Genomic DNA, 16,937 nt, shown 5'->3' with positions numbered 1-16,937 from the left:
TTACCGTGCGTTATTATTTTATAAATAAAAAAGGCTTATAAAATGATTAACATTTATAAGCCTTTTATTATATTCTAATTATTTAATTAATTTATTGATTTTTAAATAAATTAACAGCTTCATCTTTAGCACTATTAACGGCATTAACAACAGAAGTAGAAGAAATTGTAGCACCGCTTATAGCAGCAATTTGAGCATCACCTGCTTCTTCAGGTTTAATTCCTTTTACAACAGATAAAGAAACGATTGTGCTTTGACCTTTGAATTGATCTCTAAAAGCAGGCTCAGTAATTTTAGCACCAAGTCCAGGAGTTTCAGCTTGTTCAGTAACTACTATAGCAGTAATAGTTTCAACATTGGCATCTAAACCAACAAGCACTTTATTTTCACCATTATATCCGCCAGCAGAAGAAAGCATAGCATAACCAACAACAGTACCATCAGCTTTTTTACCAATATAGTAAGGATAAGTTGAATTTTCAGTTAAAGGACCTTCCAATTCATCAGCACCTTCAATAACAGTTTTAACACCATTAAGTACTGTTTTTTCATTGTTAGCTAAAATATCTTTTTCAAAAGAAGAATATACAAATGAAAGTAAAAAACCAGCCAACAATGCAGTAATAGTAACCGAAATAACGGCAGTATAACCAACCTCTTTTTTCATAATTATTTACCTCCTTCTTTCTGAGCATTAGCTTTATTAATAGCAAGAAGCTCTTTTTTACCAACAGGCATAGGACGAGTAAGCATAGCAATTAAAGGCATAAACATATTACCTATAAGTATTGAATACATCATATACTCTGGAGAAGAACCGAAAGCTCTTAATATAGCAAGTACAGCACCTATTAAAAGAGCATATATCCAAGCACCTAAATGACTTGAAGGGCAAGTAACCATATCAGTAGCCATAAAGAAAGCACCTAAACCGAAACCACCTGCTAATACTTGATATATAGGAGAAGGGAATTTTCCAGGCATTCCTAAACAAAGTAAAAGACTTACAAACATTAAAGATAAACACATACCCAAAGGTATTCTCCAATCTATAGTCTTAGTAACAAGCAAGTATATTCCGCCTATTAAAAGAAGTAAGAATGAAGTTTCACCTATAGCACCTGAAGTACTACCTAATAACATTTGAAGATAATAATGTGATTCAAACCCTATTTGTTCTGCTAATGAAGTGCTTATATTAGCATTGTAAGTGAATTTCATAAAAGTTAAAGGAGTAGACTGAGTCAAAGCATTCATCATATCTATAGACTGAGTACCGCCTGTAACAGTATTTACTAAATTATGAAGTCCTGGAGCGAATAAATCCAAGAAAGGCACTCTTGTAGGAGCAGCATATATAGTCATCTGAGCAGGGAAAGCTACTTGTAAGAAAGCTCTTCCAACTAAAGCAGGGTTGAATATGTTAGAACCCAAACCTCCGAAAACCTCTTTAGCGAATACTATAGCAATAACACTTCCTATAACAACCATAGTTATAGTTGAAGAAGGAGGAAGAGTCATAACTAGAAGTATAGCAGTAACAATAACAGCATAATCAGGCAACAAAGGTTTTTTTCTTACTTTTTTTACTATTACAGTAGAAAGTATACAAGTAATAATGGCAGCCAAGTATAAAACTATAACCTTAGCACCAAATAGTACGATACTATATATAACAGCAGGTAAAAGAGCTATAATAACTCTTAACATTATCTTATTTGTAGTATCTCCGTCTTTTATGTGCGGAGATGATTCTGTATAAAATTTCATTATTATCTCCTTAAACTATCTTCTTAATAAATCTTTACCAAATCTAATCCACTGAACCAAAGGAATTTTTGAAGGACATATATAAGTACAGCAGCCGCATTCAAAACAAGTTGCTATATCTAAATCATTCAATTTATCTTTGATTTTAGCTTTTGCAGTATGAGCAAGCTCAGTAGGAGATAAATGAAGCGGACAAGCATTACCGCATCTTCCGCATTTAATACAAGGATATTCAACTTCTTTAGCTAATTTATCTTTATCCAAGAATAGAAGTGAGTTAGTACCTTTGTTAACACATTGTTCAAGATTAGGGATAGCAGCACCCATCATAGGACCGCCGGAAAGTATAAGTACATTTTCAGCAGTAATTCCGCCGCATTCTTCAACAACATGCGAAATAGGAGTACCTAAAGGAAGCCATACATTTTTATGTTCTTTTATAGCATCTCCTGATATTGTAACAAGTCTTTCCATAAGAGGCTTATTTTTAGCAACAGCTTCATATATGGCATATAGAGTAGCAATATTAACAACTATAACACCAACATCCATAGGCAGCTTACTTACAGGTACTATTCTTCCTGTAGTAGCTTCTATAAGCATTTTTTCAGCACCCTGAGGATAACGAAGTCTTAAAGCCATAACTTCAACATTATGCTCTTTTCCTATTTTAGCCATTTCTTCTATTGCTTTAGGCTTGTTATTTTCTATTCCGATAATAGTTCTTTTTACAGAAGGTACGATCTTTCTTAAGATATCAATACCTTTGAAAAGGTCTTGAGCATACTCGATCATAAGTCTGTAGTCGCTAGTGATGTAAGGTTCGCACTCTACACCATTAATGATTAAGGTATCAGCATTTCCTTTAGCTGCGCCATCAACCTTAACATGAGTAGGGAAAGTAGCACCACCCATACCAACTATACCGGCTTGCTGTATTTTTTTGGACATTTCTTCTGCCGACATGGACATATAATCAGAACTTTCAAAATAAGCCAAGTTGTCAGCATTGCTATCTACATTGATAAGCAAAGCATTAGCTCCCCTTCCCAAAGGAGGTGGAGCAATTTCTACAGATGCAACTGTTCCTGTAACAGAAGAATGAACATTACCTGATACATAACCGCCTGCCTCTCCAATAAGTTCGCCTCTTTCAATTTTATCGCCTTTGTTTTTTAAAATTTTAGCTGGAGCACCAATGTGCTGAGCCATAGATATTAGGACGGTTTTAGGGGCATTTGATAGAGCTGATGAAGAGATATCGGCTGTATCCTTGCTGTCATGCGGATGAACTCCGCCAAAACGAAATCTACCTAAGTTCATATTATCAATCCTTCACTCAATTAAACAATCAAACATAAATGTTTAATTATTGTAATTTTAATTTATAGAAATAACAGCTACAGATTTGGTATAACCGCTTCCATAACTGCATATAGCTACCTTACTGTTTTTCTTTATAGAACCATCTTCCAAAGCCATAGAGAATGCCACTCCTGATGAAGCACTTAAAGATGAGTGTGCATTTTCCATTTTAGAGTATACCATATCTTTGCTGACAGATAAAGCATCAACAAAGGCATTGTATGCATTAGGGCTTGAGTAGGAAGGTATATATAAATCCGGTTTTATATTATTAGTAGATAAAATATCTTTAACATAAACTCCGGCTTTTTTTGCTTCTTCTTCAAAAATATTATTATCTTTTATAGAAATGAAATGTTCTTTATTGAGTACGCCCTCTTTAGTATAAGGTTTAGCTGTTCCGCCCATAGGAATATAACAATTTTCTAATGCGTTTCCGTCTGTTACTGAATCTATAAAATCTATTTGAATATCTGATTTTTCATTTGTTACTAAAGCAGCAGCACTTGCATCATCGAATCTATTTTCATCATCGCATATATAAAAAGATTCTGCGGCAACTACTAAAATATTTTTATATCTTCCGCTTTTTACAAAGGCATAAGCCAATCTTAATGCTGATAAGAAGCCTGTGAAATCACTTTCTATATCAAAGCAGAAAGCATTAGAAGCTTTAATTTTTCCTGCCAATATACAAGCTGTAGAAGGATAAACATAATCTTTAGTAACTGTAGCACATAGAATAGCATCTATATTATTGGGATCTATATCTTTGATTACTTCATTTATTGATAGTAAGGCTAAATCTGAGGCTGCCATATTTGTTTTATTATTTTTATAAGTGCCTTTACAAGATTTAATATATACCATTACAAAATTCCTTTAAAAAATTCTTCTTTTAGCTCCTGAATCATAAAGTTCTTTAGCTATTTTTTCGTTTATTTTGGCATCTAGAAATTTGTACATATTTAATACGGCATTTTTCATACCAACGCCGCTAGTTTTACCATGACCTACAAAAGCTCCGCCATTTAAGCCTAATAATATAGCAGAACCATAAGAATCGGAACTCATTTTTGATTTTAAATTATTGAATACAGGTTTCATCATAAGTCCGCCCATTACACTAACAGGATTCTTTTTTACTTCTTCTTTTAATAGATTAACAACAAAAGAAGCTGTTCCTTCTATTGTTTTTAATACTATGTTGCCGTCAAATCCGTCAGCTACAACTACATCAACAGAATCTGATTTTAACATATCGTTAGGTTCTATGTTGCCTATAAAATTGATTTTTTTCATTTTTTGGAGACGTTCAAATGATTTTTTGGTATTAGCATTTCCTTTAGAGTCTTCTTCTCCTATATTAAGGAGTCCTACTCTAGGATTATCTATTTTTAAGTATCTTTTGGCAAATACTCTGCCCATAACTGCAAATTGAACTATATAATCTGTGGTACAATCTACATTGGCACCCATATCCAACATACAGAACTCGCCATTTAATTTTGGAAGTGTGGATATAAGAGGCGGACGCATAACACCTTTTAAACGTCCTATCTCTGTAAGAGCTGCTGCCAAAGTAGCTCCTGTATTTCCAGGCGAGAAGAAACCATCGGCTTCTTTTTCCCTAACCAAACGTGCGGCCAATAAAACTGAAGCATTCTTCTTATGTTTTATACCATTAGCAGGGCTTTCATTCATATCTATTATCTCATCTGTATGTCTAATATCTATACGATTATGATCATATTTAGTTTTAGATATGGCTTTTGATATATTTTTTTCATTGCCTACTAAAATTAAATTAATATCTTTATTTTCTTGTAGGGCACTAATAGCACCTGACACTAATTCTTCGAGAGGTTTCTCTCCGCTGGCTACATCTATGGCTAAGTTCATAATAACTTCCTAAAATTATTTTATTGTTTTTTAACCTGCATTTTGAGTTTTTGGAGCTTTTATTACTCTGTCTTTATAAAAACCGCATTCTGGACAGATTCTATGAGGCATTCTTTCTGCTCCGCATTGTGGACAGATTGATAAAGAACCTAAAAATCTTTTATCATTAGCTGCTTGTCTTGATCTTTTTTTTGCTTTCGATTTTCTATGCTTTGGTACTGCCATTTTTTTCTCCTTTAATTTATTAAAGATAATTATTAAAATTAAGATAATTATCGCTATTATACGATACAAAGTTTAAACTATCATACTATGAAGAATGAAATTTGTCAAGCAGAATTAACATAATATGTAATCTATTTTTTTATTAGCTGACCATCTTTGATTAATAATGAACTTTTATCCAGTATTTCTTCTGTAAACTTTATATTATATTCCTTAGCAATGTCTTCATTAAGCAGAATTTTATATGAATCTGATAACCGTACAAAATTAAGTCCTTCTGTTTTTCCATTATTATTTATTACATCATTAAGAAGTAATGCTAATTGTCTGCCCATATAATAATAATTAAAGTCTAGAGAGAATAATATTGCTGTGTTTATTGCATCTGATATATCTGTATTTATCAATGGTATAGAATACTTATCGCATAAATGGTTTATAGAATATATATTGTTATTTATATATTCTTCATTTGCAAGAATTAAATAGTCTATATTTCTAGATTTTAAGGTATTTTCTATATCAAGAGTATTTAAATTTTCTCCTATTACTAAAGGATAATATGTCATATTCTCATTACTGCAATATTTCATTATATATTTAGAGATATTAGCTGACATTTCAGAATTTTTTGTATAAAGATAGCCTATACTATTAACTTCTTTTTCAGAAATTATTTTTACATATTTGGTAATATCCAAATTTATATAAACACCAGTTATATTATTGTTTTGTATTCTATTTCTGGCTATATTACTTAAAGATAAGTCATCAAAACATCCTGCAAACACTATTGTTTGAGGAACTATTATATTCATAGATAGTAAAGTTGCATTTTCGCCTATAACTATAGCTATACTTGAATTATCATCACGTACATTATTAGCAGTTTTTATAGTTGATAAATCATCATTACCTAATGTATAAAAATTAATCTGAACATCCATTTTATCTGAATGTATTTGATCCAAAAGACCTTTTTCTATAGCATTGTATCTTCTTGTATTTTTTTCTTTTATTATGCTTACAATAGTGGTATTTTTTGAACTTTCTTCATTGCTGCATGAAACTGCAAAAAGAGTTAATATTAGCAATATAATTTTTAATTGATTAATCATTGTCATATATTTTTGGAATGAGCAAAGAAATATATATTATGCCCAATAGCTCTCATTTTCTCCTCATAAAGTGTAACTCCGTATCCTTCCAATTTATGAACATAATCATTATCTAAAATATTTTTAAAATTATCTGCTTCTTGATATATAGGATTCATTATTTCCAATGCATAATTATCATCATCTGTTACAGAATAGAATATTCCTTCATCTTTTAATAAAGGATACATTTTTTTTAAAAAATCTTTTGTAAATATTCTTCTATGGGCATGTTTCTTTTTTGGCCAAGGATCTGGAAAGTTTAAATATATTTTATCAAAGTAATATTTTCCATTTAAATATTTATCTATAATATTATTAGCTTCACCAAATATAATAGTAAGATTTTTTATATTTCTTTTATACGCTTTTGATACAGCTTTTTTAGCAGCTTTATATGAATATTCTATACCTATAAAGTATTTGTCTTTATTATTCATAGCAAGCTCAACTATAAATTTTCCATTTCCGCAGCCTATTTCTAATTCTCTTACATCATAACCTGATAATCTTTTTTCCAATTCATTTCCTATTATAGAGCTATCTTCTATATTAAAATCATCTAATAAATATTCGTTCAATATTGATTCATCAAGATTTAAATTTCTCAATTATTATTCCCCATTACTAATATTTTATTTGAATGATATATTACTTAATTTTTATGTCAATACATCATATTTAAAAGCATTATGATTTTATACTGATTATAATTAAATATTATAACGCACGGTTAATTATTTACTATAATATAATAAAAATGCATTTATAATTAATACTATATTCATTATTTCGTTTTTCGTGCGTTGTGCTAATTGCTAATTTAAAAACAGCTTGGGTGGGTTGTTATAATAACAGTATAAATAAAAAATAAAAATTTTATAAAAATTGCAAAATAAGATAATAAATCTAAAGGGAGGGAAGTGTAATTAAATTTTTAAATATAAACTTATTTAATTATCACATTATGATATATAGATTTATTAATAGTATTTAATTTTTATTTATAATTATGCTTATTATTTTATAATAATTTTAAGTTAAAAAATAATAAAAAAATTACTATGAATCCCGCCCTTTATTCTATATAGTGTATTTTGAAAATTTTAATTTGAATTTTTTTTGATGCTTATTTAGAAATGTTAACACCCGCCCAAAAATTTATTAGATTTAAAATCTATTTAACGCACGATTAATCAATTTTATTATTTAAATAAAGTTGTATTGATAATTAATTTAATTTTTTAAATTTATTTACCGTGCGTTTAAGTTATTAATTTTTTTAATTAAAATACAGCCTTCATAGCAATATAATATCTTCCATCAGTAGAGCCTTGGAATCCAAAATATATAGGATCAAATTTTACATAAACAGAATATTCTAAACAGAATAAATCTTTCTTAGGATCAAATGCATATATATTGTCATCGTCATCATCATCATAATTAGCAGGTATATAGAACAAAGGACGTATGGCAATATTAAGCATTTTCCATTCAAGACCAAGTTCAAGTCTTACATAATGAGCATCATTATCTCTCCAAGTATATTCACCAAGTAAATTAAGCCATAACTCCTTGTCAAGAAAAGGAATTCTTCCCATACCAGATAATTGCACTAAATGATGAGTATAATATTCTTTTTTATTATGAATATTATTTTTATTATATCTGCTTATAAAATTTTCAGGAGATAGAGAATTTTTATTATTATATTGATAAAGTAATTGAGCCCTGAAATAGTCTCCATTAATTTTAAATACCGCTGCTAAAGGATTAGAATCTTTTGAAAAACCTTGAGAATAAGATAATTCATAATAAGAACCTATAAATCCGGCTCTGAACCCCATTTCATTATTTACTCTAGGAATATACCAATGCGGAGCAAAACTTGCAGATTCACTGTCAATAACAGACGGAAGCAGCATAAACGTAGACCCATTAATATCATTAACAGCCTTCATTCTGAAAGATAGTAATATTCTAGTCAAAGTAACTGTTTCTATACCGGCATCATATATACCTATACTTCCTGTTGCATAATCTTTATTGAATACATCAAATTTAGAAGTCATAGTTACAAAAGGAGTAGCTGAAAAAATCCAATCAAAGTGAAAACTTTTTCCAAGAGAGAGATACATATTAGGCATACTAAAATGTCCTTCTCTTAAATTAACTCCTATTAATGTGTTCATATGAAGTTCTATAGTAGAAAGCTCGTATAATAGTCTAGAAGGAAATGATTTTTTTAATCTATTTTCTCTTTTATGACTTTCATGTATATAATCAAAAGGCATATAACTTTCTGTAGGTCTTTCATATTCTATACCTATATATGGCCATGCATCTATAGCACCTTTTAAGACCTTTTGATCTTTATCTGTATATGGGGATTGTCCGTATACTATTGTACAGGCTAGTACCCAATTCAGCACAATTAATTTTAATATATTCTTCATAAAAACCTGTTTTTTATTATGTTTTATAAATTATATTGTATCATATAAATAAAAAATTGACAATTGAATTTATATGTGATATAATTTTTAATATACGTTTTTTTTGGGGGGCAATTTGAAAGAATTCACAATTTTAGAAGAAAAATTGAAAGATTTTTTAGATGAATATCAATTAATTTCATTCGATAATAAAGAATTGCATCAAGTTATAGAACAGCTTAAATCAGAAAAAGAAGAATTAATAAATACTTTGAAAAATGTAAAAGATAGTTTTAATCTCCTAAAAGAAGAAAAAACTATACTTGAGGCTGATAAAAGAAATGTTACAGATAATTATAATTCTATAAAAGAAGATAAAGATAATTTAATAAAACAATTAGAAGCTACTAGAATAGAAAGAGATACTCTTAAATCTAATTTGGAAAATACAGAGAAAGATTCTGTAACATTAATAGAAGAAAATGATAATCTTAAAAAAGAATTGGAAAAAGCAATAAGAGCTATAGATTCTCTAAGTAAAGAAAATAATGAGCTTAAAGAGAAATTAGGTATTTTAATAGAAAGAATAGATAGTGTCAGAAAATCTAGTTTTGAGTCTAAAAAATCTCATCATTCAGCTATGATTCATAATGCAGATAATACAGTTTATAGTGATGCTGCTGTTAATGATAATGTAATTGCTTCTGAAGAAAAAGTTATTGAGGAAAAAATTGCAGAAGAAAAAGCTGTTGAAGAAAAGATAAGTAAAGAAATCAAAGAAGAAGCAAAGAGTTTGGGAGACGAATTCGAAATTAATGATGAAGATCCTTTCAGCAGTGAGAACTCATCTAGTGATGAATATGAAGAATATAAATCTGAAAATAATATTAATAATAAAAGCAGCGAAGTAAAGGAAATAAAAGAAGTTTCAAATGTCAAAGTTACTGAAGATGAGGATCCTTTCAGTAATGCTTCTGATGCTAGTTGGGATAATGATATAAAGGACGAAGAAAAAGAAAATAAAAGCAGTGAAGCAGTAGAAGAAAATATTGAAGAAGATGATAATACAAAAAGTAATAAAGAAGATAATTATGAATTTGATATAAATGAAGATGATCAGTATATGTTCGGCGATGATGAAGATGAAGAATTTTTCTTTGATAATGAATCGAAATAATAGGTAAATAATTATGGATAATGTTACTATTGTAGAAGTTAATATATACGGCAGAATGCTAAGCATAAAATCTCAGGACGGTAATGCTGAATATTTAAAAGAGGTTGCCGAATTTGTTAATGAAAGCATGAATGATATAGCAGAACATTATGGTCCTAATTATCCTAGAGATACTATAGCCATACTCGCTTGTCTTAATATAGCAGATCTTTTAAAAAGAGAAATGGCTAATAGTAAAGCTGGAAAAGATACATTACAGGCCTTAAAAGAGAGCATAGCTTCCAGATCAAATGAACTTATAAGACTTATAGATGAGACTAAAGAGTCTAAAGATACTAACAAAGAAAATGAATAAATTTTTATATAAAAATAGCTGATAATTTTTATTATCAGTTATTTTTTTATATTCTGCTGTCTCTAAGCATATAATTAAATTGATTTCTTGTGTAAACCTTAATTTTATTATTATGAGTGGCATAACTTCTTGCACTATTTGTTAGTTCAAGCGGTAAAACTAGTATTCCATTTTTTGCTCCAGCTTCATTAATAAGAAGCATAAAGTCTCTGATTACAAGTTCTCCTACTTCTGTATTTCTCCAACGTTTGAAAGATATTAATGTTAAATCTTTTTTACTTTTATTTACAGCAAATGCTAAATAATTAACTTCATCTCCGTAATCATAATCTATTAATTTTTCATTATACTCCTGTACAGCTGAATATAAAAGTTTTTTCTGTATTATATCCTGACATATGCTCTTGAAAGATGCCAAACTTATATCATATATTTTATCTACTTTTTTACTGCTTACTGTGTCTATAGTAGCATTGTTTTCATTTATGTTGCATTCTAATAATATTTTTTCAATATCTACATTTCTTTCTATTTCTATTAAATTTAATATACTATCTAAACTATTAAAAGATTCTTCCCATAATCTTACAGAGGTTTCCCAAGATTCTATACATTGAGCATTTACATATTTTTCATAATTTTCTTTTAGATATTTATCGTTGTTGTTTAGCTGCATGTCTTCTCTTAATTTCTTTAATTGTACTTCAGCTTTTGCAATTTCAGATAAATAATTAAATATATTATCCAAATCATATATGTTAAATTCCGGATCATTAAATAATCTTATATGTTCAAAATAGCTCATAGCACTATTAATATCTTTTATAAAATAATTATAAAAGCCAAAATCTAAAATAATAATACTTTCTTCTTTTTTTATTTCATTTATTTTATACTGCTTTGAATATTGATTGAATAAATTTATAAATGCTTCATTGTCATCAGATTTATATAATATATATAAATATATTCTATTTATAAAGAAATGAAATTCAGGATAATTTCTAATTGTTCTTGATGATAATATTGTTTCTGTGAAATCTCTAGCACTATTTATTTCATCTGTTATAATGTACAATGATATAAGTATTTTTTCTACTAATATCATTTCATCATAGTCTTCTTCAATATTACTTATATTTCTATTTAATCTTTTATGAAGTTCTTCTAACATGCTTATAACTTTTCTATATTCTTTATTCATGAAATATGATATAGCAGCTATTTTAAGTTCATATATTTCAAAATCACTTTTATTGTTCAAAACTCTGTTGAAATATTCAGTTGCTAATTTATAAGCACCCTCTCTTCCTAGTTCAGTAGCTGCTTTTATAGAATAGTATGTGTTATTAACATCTATTTGTGCTATTTTCAAAGTGTATTTTAATTTTTCTTCTTTATTGTCTAATTTATTGTATATTTCTTCAAGCTTTTTATATATGCTTAATTCTTCACCTTCAAAATATTTAACATTAAGTAATTTTTCATATCTCTCTAAAGCCTTTTCAAGCATGTTATACTGTTCTTCTATTACAGCTAATTCATATATAGAATTATAATCTTTAGGATTTATTTCTATTTTTTTCTCAAGTTCTCCTATTTTCTTTTTTATGTTTTTTGGTTTATATATTCCGCTGCTGCCTGATACGGTTTTAAAAAATAGAATAATACCTAATAATATTATTATAGATATTGGAACAAAAATTATATAAATGTAAGAATCTAACATATTTTTTTCCTATTTATAATTAATTTACAAAATTACTTTTCAAAAATGAATTAAATTGGCTTCTTGTATAGACTGTGATCTTCTCATTATGTTTTGCATAGCTTTTTGCACTATTTGATAGTCTTACAGGAAGAATTAATATTCCATTTTTTGCCCCTGATTCATTAACCATAAGCAAAAAGTCTCTTATTATAAGTTCTCCTACCTCTGTGTTTTTCCATCTTTTTATAGAGATTAATGTTATGTCTTTTCTGCTTTTACCAGTAGGATACGCTAAATAGTTAACATCATCGCCGTATTCGTAGTTTATTATATTGTCAGAATATTCCTGTATTATAGAATATGATAATTTATTCTGAATTATATTCTGGCAAAGTTTTTTAAAATTACTCATACTCAATGAATATATAGAATCTATATTTGTATTTCTATTTTGTTTATTATTATCATCTAGTTGTTTTTGCATATTATATTCGCTTAATATTTTATCAACATCGATTGTGTTTTCAACTTCAACTAGAGAATTAATATATTCAAAATTATAGAAATTTCCTTCCCATAAATCTAATACTTTTTCCCATATTTTTATTAATTCACCGTCTATATATTTATCGTATCTTTCATTTACATATTTTTCATCATTTAATTTCATAGAGTTTCTTAATTTAGTTAATTGAGTAAATGCTTTATTAACTTCATTAAGGTACTCTAATATTTGATCCAAATAATAAACACTATATTCCAATTTATGGAAAGAATTTAATCTTGTGAAGAATCTTATAGAAGCATCTATATCTTTCAAGAAATATGAATAAAAAGCAAAATCAAATATAAGAGTTGCATATTTATAGCCAGCATCTTCCAAATTATATGAATTTTTTATATTATTAAACATCTCTCTAAATCTTTCATTATCAGAAAGTCTATACAATGTGTACATATACATTTTATTAATATATAATCTATGATCTTCGCTTATAGACTTGTTGGATAATATTTGTTCTATAAATGTTATTGCTCTATTAAGTTCATCTGCTGATATGTACATAGATATCATCAATATTTCAAGATTATAAATTTCTGAAGCTTCAGTTTCTTTATTATTTAATATTTTTTTATATAATTCTTCTAAAAATATTATAGATTTTTTATAATCTTTAATCATAAAAAAAGATAAAGCAGCTGTTTTAGCTTCTTCTATATCTATATTTTCTTTTGATACTATTACTTTATTGAAATGTTCGCAGGCAAGTTTGTATTTACCTTCTTTTCCCAATGTAGTACCCAATTTTATAGCATAATAAATATTATTAGGCTCGGCTTTTGAAATTAATAGAGAATATTTAAAGCTTTTTTCTTTATCCCCTAATTGATAGTATGCCGGCTCTAATTTTTTGTATATTTCTACTTCATTTATATTATGCTCAGAAAAATATCTTTCTGCTATAAGCTTTTCATATTTTCCTAATGCACTGCTTATATCATCGTATTGTTCTTCTAACATTGCTAATTTGTAAAGAGAGTCAAAATCATTTTCATTTTCTGCTATCTTTTTCTTTAGTTCTTCCATCATTCTTCTAGTATTTCGTTCAGGAATATTTTTGTTTTTAGAGAACATGTTTTTTATCATTATAATTGTAGCTATTAATATAGCAATGAATATTACAGCTATTATGATGTATAATGTACTATTGCTCATATATTTATCCGCTTTTCTATTATATTATTTATTATATTATATACAAAAACTAAAAAAGTTTAAATATATTCTGTTCATAAAAAATAATATTTCGGATAATTTTAGCTGTTATTGATAATAATATTCAATAAATATGTAAGTATGAGAGCTATTTCTTATTAGTTTGTAAAATTACTTTTCAAAAATGAATTAAATTGGCTTCTTGTATAAACTGTAATTTTATCATTATGTTTGGCATAGCTTTTAGCACTATTAGATAATCTTACAGGCAGAATTAATATACCATTTTTGGCACCCGATTCATTTACCATAAGTAAAAAATCTCTTATTATAAGTTCTCCTACCTCAGTATTTTTCCATCTTTTTACGGAAATTAATGTTAAGTCTTTTCTGCTTTTTGTTATATGATATGCTAAGTAATTAACTTCATCTCCGTAATTATAACTTATTACATTATCAGTATATTCCTGCATTATAGAATACGATAATTTGTTTTGAATTAAATTCTTACATAGTTTTTTAAAATTATTTAAATTTAAAGAATATATTTTATCTATTTCATTTAGATTAGTATTTTTAATATTATCATTTTCATTAGAGGCATTATTTAATTCAGCCAAAATTTTATCTATATCCATTTTATTTTCTGGATTCTGAGTAGTATTAGAAGTAATGTAATCAAATTTAATAAATGTACCCTGCCACAAACTTAATACTAATTCCCAAATATCTATTAATTCAGAATCTATGTATTTTTCATAATTTTCATTCTTATATTTTTCATCATTTAATTTCATAGCGTTTCTTAATTTAGTTAATTGAGTAAATGCTTTATTAACCTCATTAAGATACTCTAGTATTTGATCCAAATAATAAACACTATATTCCAATTTATGAAATGAATTTAATTTTTTAAAGTAGCTTATAGAAGTGTCTATATCTTTTAAGAAATATGAATAAAAGGCAAAATCAAATATTAATGGAGCATATTCTTCTTTTGCTTCATCTAGTTTATAATATGCTTTTAATTCTTTATATTTAGAAAGAAACTTATCATTATCAGAAAGTTTATATAATATATACATATATATCCTGTTAATATACATCTTATGATCTTCTTTTATGTTCTTATTGGACAATATTTGTTCTAAAAATGTTATTGCTCTATTAAGTTCATCTGCTGATATGTATAAAGAAATAAGTAATATTTCAATATTATAAATTTCTGATATGTCAGTTTCTTTATTATTTAATATTTTTTTATACAGTGCTTCTAAAAATATTATAGATTTTTTATAATCTTTAATCATGAAAAAAGATAAAGCAGCTGTTCTAGCTTCTTCTATGCTTAGATTTTCTTTTGCTATTATAACTTTATTAAAATATTCAGATGCTAATTTATATTTTCCTTCCTGTCCTAAAACATTTCCTATTTTTACAGCATAATCAATATTATTTGGTTCTAACTTAGATATCATCATAGCATATTTAAAGCTATTTTCTTTATTTTCAAGTTTATCATATCCTTCTTCTAGTTTTTTATATATTTCTATTTCATTTATATCATTATCTTTAAAATATCTTTTGCTTAATAAAAACTCATATTTTGGCAATGCCCCTGATAATTCCTGATATTCTTCTTCTATGAGAGCTAATTCATATAGAGAATCTAAATCTTTAGGATTTAAAGAAACTGTTTTTCTTAATTCATGCATTTTTTTCTTTGTGTTTTTTGAAGGTTTATGAACTTTTTTGCTGAATATATTTTTTATCATTATGATTGTAGATATTAATATAATAATAAATATTACCGCTATTATGATATATAATGTACTATTATTCATATTTTCGCCCCATTTTTTTATACTATAATAGTATATACAAAAACTAGAAAGTTTAAATAATTTTTTTGATTTTGATTATTAATTATCACATTATTATTTAATTTTTTATTATATATTTTATTTTTTCTACAAATATATCCATTTCTTCATCTGTTCCTATAGTTACTCTTATATAATTATTAATAAGATCAGACTTAAAATATCTTACTAAAATACCTTTATCTTTTAATTTTAAATAAAGATCTTCAGCAAATATGTTCTTATGTGATATAAATATAAAATTAGACTTTGAATCAAGAACATTAAATCCTAATTCTTTTAATTTAATTTTTGTTTTTTCTCTTGTATTTATCACTTTATTAACAGTATCTTTGAAATACTGATTATCTTTTATAGCTTCAATTCCTGCTATTATGGAAAGTCTGTTAATAGTATATGAATTAAAAGAATATTTAATATTTTTAAGCCCCTGAATCAAATTTTCATTTCCTATAGCAAAACCCAAACGAATTCCTGCTAATGATCTTGATTTTGAAAAGGTTTGTACAACAAGAAGATTATCATATTTTTTTGTAAGTTTATAAGCACTTTCTATTGCAGCAAAATCTATATATGCTTCATCTATTATAACTATATTATCCTTGTTGTTTATTATAATTTCTTCCAGCTGATCTAAAGTGAGTAATAGTCCTGTAGGAGCATTAGGATTGGCTATAAATATTCCTGAATCTAAATTTTTATAATCATTAATATCTATTGTAAAATCATCTTTTAATGGTATTTTTACCTCATTTAGATCAAAAAGAGAAGAATATACAGAATAAAAACTGTATGTAATATTAGGATAATAAATTTTATCACTTCTATTAAAGAAAGCCATAAAACAAAAGGCTAATATTTCATCTGATCCGTTTCCTATAAAAATATTATTTGTATTTATATTGTATAATTCAGCAATTTCTTTTTTTAAATCTGATACATTAGGATCAGGATATAATCTTAAATCATCGAAATTGCTTTCAATTAAAGCTTTTTTCACATAAGGAGATGGAGGATATGGAGATTCATTTGTATTTAATTTTATGTAATTTTTATCTTTAGGCTGTTCACCAGGAGTATATGGTTCTATAGATTTAGCTTTATCACTTAGAAAACTTTTCATAAAAAATCCTTATTTTTATACTTAATGCAATTTTGTTAGTAGTATTATTATATATAATATTTAATTATATGACAATAGAATAATTAAAAAATTATTAAATATAATATTTTTATA

At 26.7% G+C, this 16,937-nt stretch carries 15 protein-coding genes; 2 read left to right on the top strand and 13 right to left on the bottom strand.

Annotation, left to right across the window (positions count from 1 at the left end; translation table 11 throughout):
* Positions 1-91: 91 nt before the first annotated feature.
* The 9 genes from BHYOB78_RS12690 to BHYOB78_RS12650 all read right to left on the bottom strand — a co-directional run bounded on the left by BHYOB78_RS12690 (position 92) and on the right by BHYOB78_RS12650 (position 8,878).
* Positions 92-667 (bottom strand): RnfABCDGE type electron transport complex subunit G, encoded by a 576-nt coding sequence (locus BHYOB78_RS12690; protein WP_012671183.1) that lies wholly within the window; start codon positions 665-667, stop codon positions 92-94.
* A 2-nt stretch (positions 668-669) separates the two neighbouring features.
* Positions 670-1,770 carry an RnfABCDGE type electron transport complex subunit D gene (locus BHYOB78_RS12685; RefSeq protein WP_020064704.1) on the bottom strand — a complete coding sequence of 367 codons (1,101 nt, stop codon included), beginning with the start codon at positions 1,768-1,770 and terminating at the stop codon, positions 670-672.
* Positions 1,771-1,785: 15 nt separating this feature from the next.
* Entirely contained in the window at positions 1,786-3,093 is a 1,308-nt protein-coding gene (gene rsxC / locus BHYOB78_RS12680; protein WP_012671181.1) for an electron transport complex subunit RsxC, read from the bottom strand.
* 57 nt (positions 3,094-3,150) lie between these two features.
* Positions 3,151-4,005: a 3-oxoacyl-ACP synthase III family protein gene (locus BHYOB78_RS12675; RefSeq protein WP_012671180.1), complete on the bottom strand. Its 855-nt coding sequence runs from the start codon at positions 4,003-4,005 to the stop codon at positions 3,151-3,153.
* A 12-nt stretch (positions 4,006-4,017) separates the two neighbouring features.
* Entirely contained in the window at positions 4,018-5,037 is a 1,020-nt protein-coding gene (gene plsX / locus BHYOB78_RS12670) for a phosphate acyltransferase PlsX (protein WP_012671179.1), read from the bottom strand.
* 30 nt (positions 5,038-5,067) lie between these two features.
* Entirely contained in the window at positions 5,068-5,262 is a 195-nt protein-coding gene (gene rpmF / locus BHYOB78_RS12665) for a 50S ribosomal protein L32 (protein WP_008721874.1), read from the bottom strand.
* 131 nt (positions 5,263-5,393) lie between these two features.
* Positions 5,394-6,386 (bottom strand): ABC transporter substrate-binding protein, encoded by a 993-nt coding sequence (locus tag BHYOB78_RS12660; RefSeq protein ID WP_020064703.1) that lies wholly within the window; start codon positions 6,384-6,386, stop codon positions 5,394-5,396.
* Entirely contained in the window at positions 6,383-7,030 is a 648-nt protein-coding gene (gene trmB / locus BHYOB78_RS12655) for a tRNA (guanosine(46)-N7)-methyltransferase TrmB (RefSeq protein WP_020064702.1), read from the bottom strand. The genes BHYOB78_RS12660 and trmB overlap by 4 nt, the downstream gene beginning before the upstream one ends.
* Positions 7,031-7,705: 675 nt before the next feature.
* A complete protein-coding gene (locus BHYOB78_RS12650; RefSeq protein ID WP_020064701.1) occupies positions 7,706-8,878 on the bottom strand; it encodes a hypothetical protein in 1,173 nt (390 codons plus the stop codon).
* Between the two features lie 115 nt (positions 8,879-8,993).
* Here BHYOB78_RS12650 and BHYOB78_RS12645 point away from each other — a divergent pair, with 115 nt between their 5' ends.
* Positions 8,994-10,034, top strand: coding sequence for a coiled-coil domain-containing protein (locus BHYOB78_RS12645; protein ID WP_012671175.1), 1,041 nt, complete (start codon positions 8,994-8,996; stop codon positions 10,032-10,034).
* Between the two features lie 13 nt (positions 10,035-10,047).
* Complete coding sequence (locus BHYOB78_RS12640) at positions 10,048-10,389, top strand: cell division protein ZapA (RefSeq protein WP_020064700.1); 342 nt, start codon at positions 10,048-10,050, stop codon at positions 10,387-10,389.
* Between the two features lie 46 nt (positions 10,390-10,435).
* Here the strand turns inward: BHYOB78_RS12640 and BHYOB78_RS12635 are convergent, their stop codons facing one another.
* The 4 genes from BHYOB78_RS12635 to hisC all read right to left on the bottom strand — a co-directional run bounded on the left by BHYOB78_RS12635 (position 10,436) and on the right by hisC (position 16,823).
* Positions 10,436-12,118, bottom strand: coding sequence for a restriction endonuclease (locus tag BHYOB78_RS12635; protein WP_012671173.1), 1,683 nt, complete (start codon positions 12,116-12,118; stop codon positions 10,436-10,438).
* 19 nt (positions 12,119-12,137) lie between these two features.
* Complete coding sequence (locus BHYOB78_RS12630; RefSeq protein WP_020064699.1) at positions 12,138-13,817, bottom strand: restriction endonuclease; 1,680 nt, start codon at positions 13,815-13,817, stop codon at positions 12,138-12,140.
* A gap of 158 nt (positions 13,818-13,975) precedes the next feature.
* Positions 13,976-15,661, bottom strand: a complete 1,686-nt coding sequence (locus tag BHYOB78_RS12625; protein WP_020064698.1) for a restriction endonuclease — start codon at positions 15,659-15,661, stop codon at positions 13,976-13,978.
* 97 nt (positions 15,662-15,758) lie between these two features.
* Positions 15,759-16,823, bottom strand: a complete 1,065-nt coding sequence (gene hisC / locus BHYOB78_RS12620) for a histidinol-phosphate transaminase (protein ID WP_020064697.1) — start codon at positions 16,821-16,823, stop codon at positions 15,759-15,761.
* Between the last annotated feature and the right edge of the window lie 114 nt (positions 16,824-16,937).

It is taken from the genome of Brachyspira hyodysenteriae ATCC 27164 (assembly GCF_001676785.2).
Lineage (GTDB): Bacteria > Spirochaetota > Brachyspiria > Brachyspirales > Brachyspiraceae > Brachyspira > Brachyspira hyodysenteriae.
This window is presented reverse-complemented; position numbering and strand designations above follow the sequence as displayed.

Coding starts and splice junctions, on each gene's coding strand:
- BHYOB78_RS12675 (WP_012671180.1), bottom strand. CDS start 4,005: ATGGTATATATTAAATCTTGTAAAGGCACTTATAAAAATAATAAAACA.
- BHYOB78_RS12690 (WP_012671183.1), bottom strand. CDS start 667: ATGAAAAAAGAGGTTGGTTATACTGCCGTTATTTCGGTTACTATTACT.
- rpmF (WP_008721874.1), bottom strand. CDS start 5,262: ATGGCAGTACCAAAGCATAGAAAATCGAAAGCAAAAAAAAGATCAAGA.
- BHYOB78_RS12635 (WP_012671173.1), bottom strand. CDS start 12,118: ATGTTAGATTCTTACATTTATATAATTTTTGTTCCAATATCTATAATA.
- BHYOB78_RS12650 (WP_020064701.1), bottom strand. CDS start 8,878: ATGAAGAATATATTAAAATTAATTGTGCTGAATTGGGTACTAGCCTGT.
- BHYOB78_RS12625 (WP_020064698.1), bottom strand. CDS start 15,661: ATGAATAATAGTACATTATATATCATAATAGCGGTAATATTTATTATT.
- hisC (WP_020064697.1), bottom strand. CDS start 16,823: ATGAAAAGTTTTCTAAGTGATAAAGCTAAATCTATAGAACCATATACT.
- BHYOB78_RS12660 (WP_020064703.1), bottom strand. CDS start 6,386: ATGACAATGATTAATCAATTAAAAATTATATTGCTAATATTAACTCTT.
- plsX (WP_012671179.1), bottom strand. CDS start 5,037: ATGAACTTAGCCATAGATGTAGCCAGCGGAGAGAAACCTCTCGAAGAA.
- BHYOB78_RS12685 (WP_020064704.1), bottom strand. CDS start 1,770: ATGAAATTTTATACAGAATCATCTCCGCACATAAAAGACGGAGATACT.
- BHYOB78_RS12630 (WP_020064699.1), bottom strand. CDS start 13,817: ATGAGCAATAGTACATTATACATCATAATAGCTGTAATATTCATTGCT.
- rsxC (WP_012671181.1), bottom strand. CDS start 3,093: ATGAACTTAGGTAGATTTCGTTTTGGCGGAGTTCATCCGCATGACAGC.
- BHYOB78_RS12640 (WP_020064700.1), top strand. CDS start 10,048: ATGGATAATGTTACTATTGTAGAAGTTAATATATACGGCAGAATGCTA.